This window comes from Mesorhizobium ciceri biovar biserrulae, assembly GCF_001618845.1.
GTDB classification, from domain to species: Bacteria; Pseudomonadota; Alphaproteobacteria; order Rhizobiales; family Rhizobiaceae; genus Mesorhizobium; species Mesorhizobium ciceri.
Genome location: NZ_CP015064.1, coordinates 2,804,954 through 2,820,793, shown reverse-complemented (window position 1 = coordinate 2,820,793; position 15,840 = coordinate 2,804,954). Strand labels below are relative to the sequence as shown.

Genomic DNA, 15,840 nt, shown 5'->3' with positions numbered 1-15,840 from the left:
GTTCAGCCGGAGACGCCGAGCTTCTTCTGCAGGCTGGTCGATGAGGTCGTGTACTGGAAAACGATGCGCTCGCCGGGGCTGATGATGCGCTTGGCGGCCTGCGCCATCAGCGCCACTTCGTGGAAACCCGACAGGATCAGCTTCAGCTTGCCCGGATACCAGTTGATGTCGCCGACCGCGAAGATGCCGGGCACCGATGTCTGGAATTTTTCGGTATCGACCGGAATGAGGTTCTCGTGAAGGTTGAGACCCCACTCCGCGATCGGTCCGAGCTTCATGGTCAGGCCGAAGAACGGCAGCATGCGCGTGCAAGGCACCTCGACGTCGCCATCCGGTCCCTTGATGGTGGCCGATGACAACTGGCCGTCGGCACCGGTCAATCCGGTCACCTGGCCGACCTGGAATTCGAGCTGCTTCATCTCCTGCATGGCATACATCTTGTTGACGCTGTCGGGAGCGGCGCGGAACTCAGGCCGCCGGTGCACCAGCGTCACGCTCTTTGCCACCGGCTGCAGGTTCAGCGTCCAGTCGAGCGCCGAGTCGCCGCCGCCGACAATGACGAGGTCGTGGCCGCGAAAATCCTCCATCCGGCGCACCGAATAGAAGACGCTCTTGCCTTCATAGGGCTCGATGCCGGGGATCGGCGGACGCTTGGGCTGGAAGGAGCCGCCGCCGGCGGCAATCACCACCACCTTGGCCTCGAACACCTCGTTTTCGTCGGTGGTGACGCGAAAACTGCCGTCCTCCAGTTTTTCCAGGCTGGAAACCATTCGGTTGTAGCTGAAATCGGGCTTGAACGGCGCGATCTGCTCGAGCAATTTGTCGACCAGCCCCTGCGCCGAGATCGAAGGCCAGCCTGGAATGTCGTAGATCGGCTTTTCCGGATAGAGCTCCGCGCATTGGCCGCCCGGCCGATCGAGAATGTCGATCAGGTGGCACTTCATGTCGAACAGGCCGAGCTCGAACACGGCAAACAGGCCAACCGGCCCTGCCCCGACAATAAGCACGTCTGTCCTGGTGATGTCGGTCATGCCTGTGCCTCGCTGCGCATGACCCCGAAAATCGGATCGATTTTCGGAAAGGATCACGCGCAAATAAAAGTGCTACAGCGTCCTTTGCGCGTCCAAGAGGACACGCGGCGCTGTGGTGAAACAGCAGGACACTGCATGACCATCGCCCCGCTGCCAAGCCACAGCGGGAAAAATCAGTTGGCAAAAAGGTTGCGCTTATCCCTGGCGGGCAGGCACCCGCACGACCAAGCCGTCAAGCGCATCGCGGACCTTGATCTGGCATGACAGGCGCGAGTTGGGCTGGACGTCGTAGGCGAAGTCCAGCATGTCCTCTTCCATCGCTTCCGGCTCGCCGACTTCAGCCGTCCAGGCTTCGTCGACATAGACGTGACAGGTGGCACAGGCGCAGGCACCGCCGCATTCGGCTTCGATCCCGGGCACGGCGTTGCGGATCGCGTTCTCCATGACCGTAGAGCCGTTCTCGGCGTCCATGTCGAAATGCGTGCCGTCATGGGCAATGAAAGTCAGCTTGGTCATTTGTCACCTGAAGGGAGTTGCAGCCGAGATAATCACTCCGGCTGACAAGTCAACTGCCGCATGAAAGCGCCGCCCGATGACGTTTTTCCGCAAATCGGATTCGGCGCGGATTCAGCGGTTGATGGCGGCGATGAAATCGCGCACTTCGTCGATCAGCGTACCAAGCCGCTTGAGCGTCTGGCCGTCTTCCGGCCGGTGCTCGATCTCGGTGGCGCAATCGGCGATGGCAAAGGCGCCCACGCCCCGTGCCGAACCCTTTAATCCATGGGCGAGCAGAAGCCGGTCCTTGATATCGGCGTCGACTATTCTGTCGCGCACGGACAGCGCCTGCTGTACAAATAGCGCCAGAACCTCTTGCTCAAGGCTGCGGTCACCCATCGTCTGGCGGGCAAGGTGTGCCAAATCGACCGGCCGTGACCGTCTTGGTCCGGATACATCTCCCCCGGGCATTGAGAAGGCGATGCCGCTTTCGCCACGCATGAACTCGAACTCCGTTTCTTCGACTCGCCCAAAAACCTAGGCGAATCCAATGGACAACGGGTTAATGAATGGCCCGGAAAAATGTTGCCAAAGCGGCGTCCAAATCACAGCTCCGTTAACCTTATATTTAAAGTTTTACGTATCCCGCGGAATGCATGTTTTCTTTACCCCCCTGTGTCATTACGATACGAGGGGTCCATTTTCAGCCTCCTGCGCGGGGCAAGACAAACAGAATTATAAGCCCGCGGCAGCTAGTACAGGGTAGCGAAGGCATGGCAAAGAAACCGACGACGAGAACTCTCGACAGCGAAGTGGCCAGGGAACTGGAAAAGGCGCTCGATCTCGACCTCAGCAATGAGATCGGCAGCGGCGACCTCGATATCGCGGCTTCGATGGAGGATCTTGAAGCGCAGATATCCCAGGCGGCCGACGAGCTGGCGCGCGAGGGACGCAATCATAAGCCGGAACAGAACCCGGAGCCGGTGGTCAACCAAAACCAGGCCGCGAAACCCGCGCCCAAGGCCAAACCTGCCGAATTGCGCCCCGTGGAACCGCGCAATGGCGCCCAGCCCGCAGGTTTCGCGCCGGCCAATGACGATCGCCAGAAGGATTACAAGACACTCCTGCACAGCCTCAACAGGCGTGCCTCGAACACCATTTACTGGGTCGTCGCCTTCGTTTCGCTCGCCTGGTTCGCCGGTGCCGGTGGTTTGGCCAATCTGCTTTTCGGACCGAGCATCTGGAGAATCCGCACGCTCGACCAGTTCCTCGCCCGTCCGGAACTGATCGGCCTCGCCGTCGCGGCCATCGTGCCCGTCATCCTGTTCTGGGCCTTCGCCGCCATGATTCGCCGCGCCCAGGAAATGCGCATCGCCGCACAGTCGATGACCGAAGTGGCCTTCCGCCTGACCGAGCCGGAAAACCTTGCCCAGGATCGCGTCATGATGATCGGCCAGGCCGTTCGTCGCGAGGTCGCGGCGATGGGCGAAGGCATCGAACGCACGCTTGCCCGCGCCGTCGAACTGGAAACGCTTGTCCACAGCGAAGTCAACCAGATCGAACGCTCCTATTCCGAGAATGAATCCCGCATCCGCTCGCTGGTCGACGGGCTCGGCAGCGAGCGCGAAGCCGTCGTCACCCATGCCGAGCGCGTCCGCGCCTCGATTACCGGCGCGCATGAGACGCTGAAGGACGAGATCGGCGCGGCTTCCGACATCATTCGCGACTCGATCCTCAATGCATCGACCAAATTGTCGATGACGATCACCAATTCCGGCGACACGCTGATCGACCGCATCAACGAAAGCTCGATGTCGATCTTCGATTCCGTCGAAGGCCGGCTCGATTCGATCACCGACCGTCTGTCGACCTCGGGCGAGGCCTTCGCCAGCCTTCTCGACACCCGCATTGCCAAGCTGACGGACACCACGGACGGACTGACGCGGTCGTTGACCGATCTGCTCGACGATCGCACCACCGGCATGGTGTCGCTGCTTGGCGGCGCCGCGCGCACCCTCAATTCCGAATTCGAGGCCAGCCTCAACGGCATCGAGCGCACGCTCGCCGAACGCGGCCAGGCGTTGATCAGCGAGTTCCAGACCCGCGCCGAGGCGCTCGACACCGGAACGCAGAAGCTCAATGCGGCACTCGAGGCCCGCGCCCGCCAGATCAATGAAACGCTGGTCGAGCGCGCCCGCGAAATCGCGCACACCTTCGCCGAGAGCAAGGACACGCTGTCGGCGATGATCGATCAGGGCAAGACCCAGATCGGCGCCGACATGGCCGACATCGTCACTTCGACCTCCTCTATGCTCGAAGCCCGCGCCAGCGACTTCGCCGGACGCATGGAAGCCGCCCGTCACGTCGTGTCGCGTTCGTTCGACAGTGACATCCAGCGGCTCGCCGACGCCCGCGTCGGCATCGAGGAAGCTGTCGAGAACCACAGCAGGAAACTGTCCGAAAGCCGCGAGCGCATGGCCGCGGCCATGGAGGCCGACCTGGCGAAGTTCGCCGAGGGCCGCGCCGGCATCGATGCGGCAGTAACCAACCAGGTGCAGAAGCTGGCCGAAGGCCGCAGCCTGATCTCGCGCGCTCTCGAAGAGGATCTGCGCAAGGTCAATGAATCGCGGGCGGCCATCGATGCATCGCTCGGCAGCCATCTCGAAAGGCTGGAAGAAGGTCGCAACAGGCTCTCTATTGCCTTGAATGAAGACTCCGGGAAGCTGGTGCAAGCTCGTACGATCATTGATGAAATGGTCGCCGGACATGTCGGAAAACTCGCCGAGGGCCGCAACATTCTGTCGCGCGCTTTGGAAGCCGATCTCGGAAAACTGTCCGACAGCCGCGCCGACATCGACGGTCTGGTCGCCGGTCAGGTGGAAAAAATCGCCGAAGGCCGCGCCGTGCTCGCCAAGGCGTTGGAAAACGACATCGTCGGCATCAAGAGCCTCATCGAAACCCATTCCGCCAAACTGGCGGAAGACCGCACGCAGCTTTCCCATTCGCTCGACAATGATCTGTCCGGCATACGCGGCCTGATCGAAAGCCATTCGGGACGGTTGGCCGAGGACCGCAGCCTGCTGTCGCAGACCCTTGAAGCCGACCTTGCCAAGCTGGCCGAAAGCCGTTCGAGCATCGACGGTCTGGTCGCCGGTCAGGTCGAGAAGCTGGCGGAAGGCCGCGACATTCTCAAGCGCGCGCTGGAATCCGACCTGAACACGATCAAGGGCGTTATCTCAAGCCAGTCGGAAAAGCTGGCCGAGGATCGCGGTCAGCTTTCCCGGGTCCTGGAAGCCGACCTGCAGAATGTGAACAGCGTCATCGCCGATCACATGAACAAGCTTGTCCAAGACCGCTCCGCCCTGTCCAGGGCCCTTGAGGACGACCTCGCCAAGCTGGCCGACAGCCGTTCCAGCATCGACGGGCTGGTTGCGGGTCAGGTCGAGAAGTTGTCCGAGGGCCGAGATATTCTGCGGCGCGCTCTGGAATCCGACCTCAATGCGATCAAGGGGACCATTGCCGACCAGTCGCAGAAACTGGTCGATGACCGGGCACAGTTCGCCCGGGCACTCGAGGCTGACCTCGAAAGCGTCAATGGCTTGGTCAACAGCCATTCCGAAAGGCTCGTCCAGGATCGTTCGACGCTGTCGAAAGCGCTTGAAGCCGACCTCGAAAACGTCGGTGGCCTCGTCAACAGCCACGCGGAAAGGCTTGTCCAGGAGCGCTCGACCCTGTCCAAGGCGCTCGAGGACGATCTTGCCAAACTGGCCGAGAGCCGCTCAAGCATCGACGGTCTGGTCGCCGGCCAGGTCGAGAAACTCGCCGAAGGTCGCGATGTTCTCAAGCGCGCGCTGGAAGCCGATCTCGCCAAGCTGGCCGAAAGCCGCTCCAGCATCGACGGTCTGGTTGCCGGCCAGGTCGAGAAGCTGGCCGAGGGCCGCGACATTCTCAAACGCGCCCTCGAAGCCGACCTGCAGAAGCTGACCGAAAGCCGCAGCGACATCGACGACGTCATCGCCGGACATGTCGGCAAGCTGTCCGAAGGCCGCAATATGCTGACCCGCGCGCTGGAAGACGATCTCGGCAAGCTCGCCGAGACCCGCAAGGACGTTGACCGCTCGCTGTCGGGCCATATCGACCAGATCGCTGCCAGAAGCACCGGCATTTCCGACGCGATCGCTGCCGATGTCGAGAAGATCGAGCAGGCGTTCAGTCGCCAGACCGGCATCATCGAGGAGCGCGCCGGCACCATGGAACGTGCGCTCTCGACAGGCGTCGACAACGTCCGCGCCGTGCTCGAGAAGAGCGCCGTGTTTGTCGCCGGCGCCCTGCGCGAAAAGGTGCTGGAAGTCACCAGCACCCTGCACGAGCAGGCCGGTGCCGCGTTCAGCGACGCCGACCGGAAGATCGCCGAGCGCGCCGAGCAGACCTCCGCCGCCCTGCTGGCGCGGGCCGAAGACATCGCCCGCACCTTCGAGGAGGCCGACCGTCGCCTGCACGCCCGTGCAGAAGATACGTCGAACGCCTTGCTTGCCCGCGCGGACGACACGTCCAGCTCGCTGCTGGCCCGTGCCCATGAAACCGCCGATCAGCTGGCCGCTCGCGCAAATCAGATCGCCGGCACCTTCGAGGCGGCAGACCAGAAGCTTGCCGCCCGCGCCCAGGAAACCGCAGATCAGCTGACCGCCCGGGCTCAGGACACCGCCGACCATCTGGCAGCTCGTGCAAGCGAAATTGCAGGCACGTTCGATGCCGCCGACCAGAAGCTGGTCGCCCGCGCCATCGAAACGGCCCAGTCGCTGGCCGCGCGCGCCGGCGACATCCTGCGCAACTTCGAAGGCGCCGACCAGCGGCTCGGCATGCGGATCGGCGAATCGGCCGAAGCGCTTGCCGCACGCGCATCGGACCTTGGCCGCATCTTCGATGCCGCCGACCAGCAGCTCGTCTCGCGCATCGCCGAGGGTTCGGAAGCGCTGTCGAGCCGCGCCTCGGAAATCGGCCGTATCTTCGACGACGCGGATCAGCGTCTGGTGTCGCGCATCGCCAGCAGCACCACCACGATCGGCGAGCATGCCGAGACGATCGTCGGCGCCTTTGCCGATACCGAGCAACGGGTTGCCGAACGCGCAAGGCGGACCGGCCAGGAAATGGCCGTGCATGCCCGCGAAATCGAGCAGGCGCTTGCCGGCGCCGACGAGCGTCTCGCCTCGAGCGCGGCGGCCGCGGCAGCCCGTGTCGAAGAGCAGATCTCGGGCGTCGAGAACCGCCTCGCCTTTACGGCCGAGACGATGGGCCAGAAGCTCAACGAGCAGGTGTCGAACGCCGAGGCGCAACTCGTCTCGCGCGCCAATGTGATCGCCGAGACCTTCACCGCGGTTGGCCAGCATATCGGCCAGAGCACCAACGATGCCGCCAAGACGATCGGCGCCAACACCCGCGAACTCAACACCATGCTCGCGGCGCGTTCGGCCGAAATGTCGAAGATCCTCGACGAAACCGCACGGCCTTTGGTCGAGCGCTTCGCCCAGGGCGGCTCGGACCTGCAAAAGAGCATGGAAGAGGTCACAGAACGCGCCACCGAGAAGCTGCGCAGCGAGAATGCCGCACTTGTCGACGCGCTCGCCAACCGCACCGCCGAAACCTTGTCGGCGGTCGAGGGTGCCCGCTCGTCGCTGTCCGACAGCGTCGCCGACCTCATCGGCCGGATGACCAAGTCCAGTTCGCAGCTCGGTCAGCTGATCGAGCAGGCCGCGGTCAATCTCGGCCAGGTCGATGAACGCCTGAGCGGCAGCACGCAAAGCTTCGCCGCCACCACCGAGAAGGCCGCGCAGACCTTTGCCAGCTCGGCACGTCTGGTTGATTCGAACACGACTAGGCTGACGGAACTGTCGTCGTCCACCTTGCGCGAGGTCGCGTCGATTGCCACCAAGTTCGACGAGCACAGCCGCCTGCTCTCCAGTGCTTCGGACCTGTTGAGCTCGGCCCAGAGCAACCTCGAGCACACGCTCGAACGGCAGTCGTCGCTCGAAGACCTCGCCGTCGGCCTGGTCAAGAAGTCGGAAGATCTCGAAAGGGTCATGCGCTCGTTCGAAAATCTCGTTGGCCAGACGCTGCAGAACGCCGAAGGCAAGACGATGGAGTCGGCCGACAAGATCCGCAACGCCATCACCGACGTCGTCGACTCGGCAACCAAGCGGTTTGCCGATGCGACCGAGGAGATGCGGCGCACAGCGGGTTCGATCAAGAGCGAACTCGACCTGACCCGCGCCGAGCTCAAGAAGGGCGTCATCGAAATGCCGGAAGAGGCCAAGGAATCGACTTCGGCCATCCGCCGCGCCGTTTCCGAGCAGATCAACGCCCTGAAGGAGCTTTCGGACATCGTGGCCAAGTCCGGCCGCGGCGGTGACGGGTCCGAACCACGCAACCTGCGTCCGGCGCCGCAAGCGCCGGCCGCACGCGCTGCCGAGCCGCCGCGCCGAGCACCGGCACCGCAGCCGGACCTGCGCACGCCTCAGGCGCCCTTGGGCGGCCCTGCATTGCGCGGCACGCTCGACCTTGACCGTCCGACCGAGGCGGCACCGCGTCCGCGCGGCGATGCCAGCGCCCGCACGCCGCAGGGCGGCTGGGTGCGCGATCTGCTGACCGCGGCATCGAACGAGGAGGACCTCAGGTCGGCAGCTCCCCCAGCGGCTGCGGAAGCGCCCCGCGCTACGCCTGCCCAGCGCTCGCCCCTGCATGTCGTCGAATCGCTGAACTCGCTCTCCGTCGATATCGCGCGGGCCATCGACCACGATGCTTCGATCGAGCTGTGGAACCGTTACCGGCGCGGCGAGCGTGACGTGTTCACAAGGCGGCTCTACACGCTGAAGGGTCAGCAGACGTTCGACGAGATCCGTCGCAAGTATCAGGCCGAGGCCGAGTTCCGCGCCGCCGTCGACCGCTACTGCGACGATTTCGAGAAGCTGCTCAAGGATGTCTCGCGCAACGACCGCGACAACATCATGGCGCAGACCTACCTGACGTCGGACACCGGCAAGGTCTACACCATGCTGGCGCATGCGAGCGGCCGCCTGCACTAAGACAGGAATTGAACAGGCGGGCCATGGTCCCGCCTGTGCCTGCTCTAACGTCCGGCACGCGTTGAACCTGCCCGCAACAGGTCTTGCAAGACTATCGATGCCTTCGGAATCCGCCCTAAGTCGATCTCCCGACGGCGCCATAATTCATCCACAGTACCGCTGCCCTAACGCTCGCAGGGTGTGATCGTGAAGACGGCAATCATTTTCGACTGCGAGTTTCTTTGCCTGGAGGGCTCGCAACGCAGATTCTGGTGCGCGGCCCACGATCCCGACCCGGTGATCGCACAGATCGGCGCCGTCAGGCTTGGACTTGAAGGCGACTTCCCCCTGCTCGGAACACACAAGGCCTATATCAGACCGGTCGACCGGTTTGGTCAGAGATACGCCCTGGACCCATTCTTCACCAAACTGACCGGCATCACCGAGGAAGATTTGGAGACAAAAGGGGTGGCACTAGGGGATGCTCTCGCCGACATCGATCATTTTTCCGAAGGGGCGCGATTCTGGTCCTGGGGCAAGGACGAATTGAGCATGATCGCCATCAGCTGCTATGTCGCGGGCATTCAGCCTTCGATCCCGGCCACCCGGTTTGACAACACCGTCAAGCTGCTGATCGCAGCCGGAATGCCGATCGAGGATCTGGCGAGAACGCCGAGCAACAAGCTTGCGGATTACTACGGCGTCAAGCACCCGCCATTGCAGGGGCACGATGCGCTCGATGACGCGCTGTCCGTGACCTACACCCTGCAGCACCTGATGAAGACCGGAAAGCTCCGGCCGGAGATCTTCGACCACTTGTAGGTAGAGAAGCCTGATGGGATTCCGGCGCGCGTCGCGCTCAGATCACCGAATCCGTCCAGCGCACGATCTGCCCGGCGGCGTCGCCGAACGCCTTGTCGAGTGCGCTGACATAAGCAGGATTGCCGCTGCCCGAGACGGGTGCGGCTGCGGTGAAGCTCTTGGAAGCACGGACCTCGCCGTTGCGATCGTTCAGGATCCGCACGAACAGATCGACCTCGGCATGTTCGCCGCCGTCGACCCGAACCTCGAATGAGCGGATCTCGACGATCACCTGATAGTCGATCGCCAGGCCCTCGCCCGGCTTGCCGACGCCGGCAAAGCTGCCCGAGCGCTGGAAGGTCTCGGCCAGCCGCGCCTGCACGATCAGCGGCAGCCGGTCGGCCCATTGCGCGCCCTTGAGATACTGGATCGAACGATCCGACGGTTTGATGACGATGTTCTGGCTGTCCAGCGCCTTGAGCGCCGACGGCTGCGCGATCAGGATCTGGCGGCGGCTGTGGCCATGCGCGTCGACCGACGGCGCCGACAGCTCGAACGTATCGAGCGGCGCGGGCTTGCCGCCCAACGCCGCACAGCCGGCCAGCGTCAAAGCAAGCAGTGCCGCAGCCGATGTCAACCCGCCCGTTTTCACCCACACAGACTTCACGCGCGATCCCCGTTGTCCCCGGATCGTAAGATCGACCCGCTTTCGCGGCTCATGTTTCTGGGGCGCGCCGACGCCGAAGTCAACGCCGCGCCCTGCCATCGAATTGCCGAACCTCGCCGTCGCCACCCGACAGGATGCGCTGCGGATTGCGGCTGAGATCGGTTACCGCCTCCTCGATGCGGCTGATCGAACGGCGGCTGTCCTGCACCAGCGCTTCGACGTTCGAAAGCCCCTGGCCCGAGAATCGCGCCAGATTGTCGGTGATGACGCCAAGGCGCGAATTCAGCGTGTCGGCAACCTGCTTGAACGACTTCAGCGTCGCCCTGGCATCCGCCATCACGCCGTCGGCCTGCCCCGACCCGAGCAAGGTATCGACCTTGGCTAGAATGCCATCGACCCGCACCGAGGCATCGTTGAGCCGTTGCGCGAGCTGCTTTGCGTCCTTGATCGTCTGGTCGATGTCGTCGGCCCGGTTGGCGAACTTGTGGGTCACCTCCGCGATGTCGGCGGCGGCCTTGTCGGCGCTCTCGCTGGCCTTTTGGATGTTGGCGAGCGCCGAGCGCACTTGTGCGGGATCGATACCGTCGAGCACGTTGTCGACCTTGGCCAGCGTGCCTTGCGTCCGTTTGGCGAAGTCGTTGACCGACCCCACGGCTGTATCGACGTTCTTGATCACGCCGTCGAGCTGCTTCGACGTCTGCTTGAGGTTACCGGTTACTGCGTCGACATTGGCGACGATGCTCTTGATCTTGTCCTTGTCGACCGCGTTGAGAAGGCCTTCGGCCGCCTTCAGCGTGCCGTCGAGTTTGCCGGAAACGCCTTTCAGCTCATCGGCCAGCGTGCTGGCGGCGGACAGGAACTTGTCGATGCCGTCCGAATTCTTGGCCAGCGCATCGGAGAAGGTCTGGACGTTCTGGACGGTCTGCGTCAGCGGCCCGCGAACGTCCTTGGTGAAGCCTTCGAGCTCGGTCAGCACCTTGTCGGCGCGGGTAAAAATATTCTGCGCCGTCTGCAAGAGGTTGGTCACCGCCGACGGGTTGGCGACGATCTCGGCGACCTTGCCTTCCTTTTCCGCTTGGTCGAGGAGCTTTACCTCCTTGGGATCGGCGCCCTTGAGCTCGATGTTGGCCTGCCCGGTCAGGCCGGCAAGCCCGATATCGGCTTGCGTCGATTTGGTGATCGGCGTCATGCGGTCGATCTCGGTATCGGCGATGGCAACCGTCGGATTGTCGACATCGATATAGACGCGCTTGACGTCGCCGACCTTGACGCCGTTGAACAGCACGAAACTTCCGCGGCCGAGCCCGGAGGCCGAGCCCGGAATGCGCACGCGCAGCAACGTCGTCTCGCCCTTGTCGCCGATCGCCGCCGTCCAGTAGACGAAGGCAAACGCCGCCAGGATCGCGGCCAGCGTGAAGATGCCGACAATGACGTAGTTGGCTCTGGTTTCCATTGTCCCACTTATGGCTATGCGCGCGCCGCAAGATCAAGTTGCCGGGCGCGTTTTCCGCGGAAATAGGATTTTACCCACGGTTCCTCGCTCTTCAGCATGTCGTCGATGGTGCCTTCGACCAGCACTTTCTTCTTGCCGAGCACGGCCACCCGGTCGCAAGCGGTGAACAGCGTGTCGAGGTCATGCGTCACCATGTAGACGGTCAGATCCATCGTGTCGCGCAGCTTGACCACCAGCTCGTCGAACTCCGCCGCGCTGATCGGATCGAGACCCGATGTCGGCTCGTCGAGGAAGACGATGTCGGGATCGAGCGCCAGCGCCCGCGCCAGTGCGGCGCGCTTGATCATGCCGCCGGACAGTTCGGATGGGAATTTTTGCGCCGCGTCGGGCGGCAGCCCGACCAGCTCGATCTTGAGCATCGCCAGTTCGTCCATCAGCTTTCGCGGCAGGTCGAGATATTCGCGCATCGGCACCTGGACGTTTTCCAGCACCGTCAGCGCCGAGAACAGGGCGCCGTGCTGGAACAACACGCCAAGCCGCATGTCGATGCGCAGACGCTCGGCATCATCAGCCTTCTCGATATCGACGCCGAACAGCTTGATGGTGCCCGACTGCTTGCGCGTCAGGCCGAGAATGGTGCGCAGCAGAACGGATTTGCCTGCGCCCGAGGCGCCGACAAATCCAAGGATTTCGCCGCGCCTTATGTCGAGCGACAGTCTGTCGAGGATAAGCTTGTCGGCAAAGGAAACGCTGATGTCGTGCGCGGAAAGCACGATATCGCCCTCGCCCGCGTCATCCGCCAATGCACCCGCCCTTTTCCTGTTTCGCAGCTTCATCTCAGAACTCGATCGCTGCGTAGAACATGGCAAAAAGCCCGTCGAGGATGATGACGACGAAGATCGACTTCACCACCGAAGCGGTAACATGCTGGCCGAGCGATTCGGCGCTGCCGCCGACCTTCATGCCTTCGACCGAGGCAATCGTGCCGATGATCATGGCCATGAACGGCGCCTTGATCAGGCCCGCAAAGATGGTGCTGAGATCGATGGCGACACGCAGCCGGTCGATGAAGGCGGCGGGTGGAATGTCGGAATAGAGCCAGGCAGCCAGGATGCCGCCGCCGAGTGCGGCGAAATTGGCGATGATGGTCAGGCACGGCAAGGCGATGACCAGCGCCACAAGGCGCGGAAAGACCAGGACGCCGATCGGGTTAAGTCCGATGACCTTCAGCGCGTCGACCTCCTCGCGCATCTTCATCGAGCCGATCTCGGCGGTGATCGCGCTGCCGGAGCGGCCGGCGATCATGATCGCCGTCATCAGCACGCCGAGTTCGCGCAGGATCAGCACGCCGACGAGGTCGACGACGAAGATATCGGCGCCGAAATAGCTGAGCTGATAGGCGCCCTGCTGGGCGACGATGGCGCCGACGATCGCCGACATCAGCACCACCACCGGAATGGCGCCGACGCCCATACGGTCGATCTGGTTGAAAATCGCCGCCGGGTTGACGGCATGGCCACGGCCGAGCTTCATCTGCGCGCCACGGATGGTGGCGCCGAGGATGTTCATCGACGCGAGAAAATCGTCGCGCATCTCGTAGACCCGGCGGCCAACCGCCTCCAGCGCGCGAATGACGATGTTGGGCGGTCGCACCGGGCCGGATTCGGGTTCGCGCCGCACGGCCTCGCCGACAGCTTCGAGCAGGATCGAAGCGATCTCGCTCTGGCCTTGCATCTGGATTTCGACACCCTTCTTCTCGAAGGCGCTGACCAGCCGGTCGATCAGCCAGGCGCCGGCAGTGTCCATCTTCTCGATTTTGGAAACATCGAGCGCCAAGGTTTTGAAGCCGCTTCGCTTTTCGATCTTGCGCATGTCGGCGTCGACGAGTGCAACGGTCCTTGTCGTCCAGACTCCGGAGAAAGCGCAGCCAAGAACGCCGTCCTCCTCGCCGGTCGCCACGCGCGGTTCGTGGTCAGCCTCCCCTGCGGTCGTGCCGCTTGCGTCGCGCTTGCCGATGGTCAACATGGCGTCCTGTTTAGCCTGACGGGTCTGACCTGTCGATTTGCCGACAACGCTTGTCGCATAGCAGGAGCAGAAAAATATGGCGCGTGTCATTTCGGTCGAGGCCGAGCGTTTTCCCATCGCCGGAACCTTCACCATTTCGCGCGGTTCCAAGACCGAAGCCGAAGTGATCTCCTGCACGATCAGCGACGGCGGCCACTTCGGCCGCGGCGAATGCGTCCCCTACAAGCGCTATGGCGAGACGATTGAGGGCGTGCGCGAGGCGATCGACGCCATGCGCGGCCGGATCGCCGATGGCATCAGCCGCAGCGCCTTGCTCGATGCCATGCCGGCCGGAGCCGCCCGCAACGCCATAGACTGCGCCCTATGGGATCTGGAGGCGAAGCTCAGCGGAACATCGGTGGCGGTTGCGATAGGCGCTGTTCCCTTGCAGGCGCTCGAAACCGCCTACACGCTGTCGCTGGGCGAGCCGGAGGCGATGGCGGCGCAGGCCCGCGCCAATGCGGCGCGGCCGCTGCTCAAGGTCAAGATCGGCGGCGACAACGACATTGCCCGCATCCGGGCGGTCAGGCAGGCAGCGCCAGACAGCCGCATCATCCTCGACGCCAATGAGGGCTGGAGCGACGACAACATCGTTGCGAACCTCGCCTTTGCCGCCGAACAAGGCATCGCGCTGATCGAACAGCCGCTGCCGGCCGGTCATGACGAGATCCTGCGCCATATCGCCCATCTGGTGCCGATCTGCGCCGATGAAAGCGTGCACGAGGCTAAGAATCTCGAAGCGCTTGTCGGTCTTTACGATGCCGTCAACATCAAGCTCGACAAGTCGGGCGGGCTGACGGCGGCACTGGTGCTGCGCGATCGCGCCCGCGAACTCGGTTTCGGCGTGATGGTCGGCTGCATGGTCGGCACCTCATTGGCGATGGCGCCAGCGGTGCTGCTTGCCCAGCACGCCGATTTCGTCGACCTCGACGGTCCGCTGCTGCTTGCCCGCGACCGGGTACCGGGCCTTGTCTACCGGGGATCGCTGGTGTCACCGCCCGATACGGCGCTCTGGGGCTGAGCGCGCAGCAAGGCCGATCAGCGCCAGTCCGATCAACGCAATCGGGATCATGGCAAAGAAGCCGTCGACACCGAGACGGTCGTAGAGCGGGCCGGACGCCAGCGTCACCACCGCCATGAAGAAGCCGTTGGAGAAATAGGCGACGCCTTGCGCGGCACCTGTCCGCTCCTCGGAGATCGTTTCGCCGATCATCTTCTGCAGCCCGATCAGCCCCAGCGCCACCGAGACCGAGTGCAGCGACTGGACAGCGAAGAAGCCGGGAATGCCGAGGCCGAGCGGCCAGACCAGCGGAAAGGCGATCCAGCGCACGATGGAGCCGATTCCGGCCATCACCATGACCGACACGACGGAGAACCGGTCGAAAAAGCGGGTGAACATCATGAACATGCAGACTTCCGACACCACGCCCCAAGCCCATAAGAGACCGACTACCGAATCGCCGAGGCCGATCGACTTCCAGTAGATGGAGACGAAACCGTAGAGGAATGCGTGGCTGGCGGTGATGACGCCGACGCCCGTGGAAAAATACAGGAAATACGGGTTGAGAAGCTTCGGCGCTGAATGCTGGATGTCGGTGGCCGACAGCGGCGAGGCGCGCCGCGGACGGCCAAGGCGCGGCGCCAGCAGGCCAGCGGCAAGGGCGGCGGCAAACGCCACCAGAATGATAACCGGAACGGCTTGTGAACCGGTTACCGACAGAATGAAGCCGCCGGCGATATTGGCGAACAAATAGGAAATCGAGCCCCATTTGCGCATGCTTGTGTAGTTCGAACCGAAGCGGCGGACACCAGAAAGAGCCAGCGAATCGGCGATCGGCGAATGCGGCGTCCAGACGATGGTCAGCGCCAGCGAGACCGCCAGCACCATCGCATAGGTGGGTGTCAGGAAATAACCTGCCGACAAAAGCATCGACGCAGCCATCAGCGCGACATAGACATCGGCGCGGTCCCTGGCACGGTCGGCCAGCGCGGTCAGCAGCGGCGTCGTCACCACGCGCAGGAACATCGGCGCCGCCAGAATGACCGCGATCTGCTCGGCATGAAAACCCTTGGCCTGCAGCCACAGCGGAAAATACGGCAAATGCGTTCCGAGCGGCACGAAAAGCGTCGCGAACATCAGGCTCATGCGCAGTTCGAAATGGCGCGGCTTGACGAGTTGTTCGGGCGAGAGCTGCGGCAGGGACATGAATCGATCCAATCGCGCTGTATTCGGCCGGAGGGCAACGCGTATCGATCCCTTAACATGGACGA

The 15,840-nt window shown here is 63.3% G+C and carries 11 protein-coding genes; 3 read left to right on the top strand and 8 right to left on the bottom strand.

The genetic code is table 11. From position 1 onward, the window contains the following. Nucleotides 1-2: 2 nt before the first annotated feature. The 3 genes from A4R29_RS12945 to A4R29_RS12935 form a co-directional block, all read right to left on the bottom strand. A complete protein-coding gene (locus tag A4R29_RS12945; protein WP_013531877.1) occupies nt 3-1,031 on the bottom strand; it encodes an NAD(P)/FAD-dependent oxidoreductase in 1,029 nt (342 codons plus the stop codon). A gap of 195 nt (nt 1,032-1,226) precedes the next feature. Then, nucleotides 1,227-1,547, bottom strand: coding sequence for a 2Fe-2S iron-sulfur cluster-binding protein (locus A4R29_RS12940; RefSeq protein ID WP_013531878.1), 321 nt, complete (start codon nt 1,545-1,547; stop codon nt 1,227-1,229). A gap of 111 nt (nt 1,548-1,658) precedes the next feature. Beyond that, nucleotides 1,659-2,027, bottom strand: a complete 369-nt coding sequence (locus A4R29_RS12935) for an Hpt domain-containing protein (RefSeq protein WP_023813039.1) — start codon at nt 2,025-2,027, stop codon at nt 1,659-1,661. A gap of 272 nt (nt 2,028-2,299) precedes the next feature. Here A4R29_RS12935 and A4R29_RS12930 point away from each other — a divergent pair, with 272 nt between their 5' ends. Both A4R29_RS12930 and A4R29_RS12925 read left to right on the top strand, forming a co-directional pair. Next, nucleotides 2,300-8,605, top strand: a complete 6,306-nt coding sequence (locus A4R29_RS12930; protein ID WP_063172062.1) for a kinesin — start codon at nt 2,300-2,302, stop codon at nt 8,603-8,605. Between the two features lie 186 nt (nt 8,606-8,791). Next, complete coding sequence (locus tag A4R29_RS12925; protein ID WP_063173669.1) at nt 8,792-9,406, top strand: 3'-5' exonuclease; 615 nt, start codon at nt 8,792-8,794, stop codon at nt 9,404-9,406. Nucleotides 9,407-9,443: 37 nt separating this feature from the next. Here the strand turns inward: A4R29_RS12925 and A4R29_RS12920 are convergent, their stop codons facing one another. The 4 genes from A4R29_RS12920 to A4R29_RS12905 all read right to left on the bottom strand — a co-directional run bounded on the left by A4R29_RS12920 (nt 9,444) and on the right by A4R29_RS12905 (nt 13,530). Further along, on the bottom strand, nt 9,444-10,052 hold the full coding sequence (locus A4R29_RS12920; RefSeq protein ID WP_407067818.1) for an ABC-type transport auxiliary lipoprotein family protein: 609 nt from the start codon (nt 10,050-10,052) through the stop codon (nt 9,444-9,446). A 79-nt stretch (nt 10,053-10,131) separates the two neighbouring features. Further along, on the bottom strand, nt 10,132-11,505 hold the full coding sequence (locus tag A4R29_RS12915) for an MlaD family protein (protein WP_063172061.1): 1,374 nt from the start codon (nt 11,503-11,505) through the stop codon (nt 10,132-10,134). A gap of 14 nt (nt 11,506-11,519) precedes the next feature. Beyond that, on the bottom strand, nt 11,520-12,341 hold the full coding sequence (locus A4R29_RS12910) for an ABC transporter ATP-binding protein (RefSeq protein WP_013531884.1): 822 nt from the start codon (nt 12,339-12,341) through the stop codon (nt 11,520-11,522). A 1-nt stretch (nt 12,342) separates the two neighbouring features. Then, nucleotides 12,343-13,530 (bottom strand): MlaE family ABC transporter permease, encoded by a 1,188-nt coding sequence (locus tag A4R29_RS12905; RefSeq protein ID WP_063172060.1) that lies wholly within the window; start codon nt 13,528-13,530, stop codon nt 12,343-12,345. A gap of 76 nt (nt 13,531-13,606) precedes the next feature. Between A4R29_RS12905 and dgcA the strand changes: the two genes are divergently transcribed. After that, nucleotides 13,607-14,590, top strand: a complete 984-nt coding sequence (gene dgcA / locus A4R29_RS12900) for an N-acetyl-D-Glu racemase DgcA (RefSeq protein ID WP_063172059.1) — start codon at nt 13,607-13,609, stop codon at nt 14,588-14,590. Here the strand turns inward: dgcA and A4R29_RS12895 are convergent. Further along, nucleotides 14,561-15,775 carry an MFS transporter gene (locus A4R29_RS12895; RefSeq protein WP_063172058.1) on the bottom strand — a complete coding sequence of 405 codons (1,215 nt, stop codon included), beginning with the start codon at nt 15,773-15,775 and terminating at the stop codon, nt 14,561-14,563. The genes dgcA and A4R29_RS12895 overlap by 30 nt on opposite strands. Between the last annotated feature and the right edge of the window lie 65 nt (nt 15,776-15,840).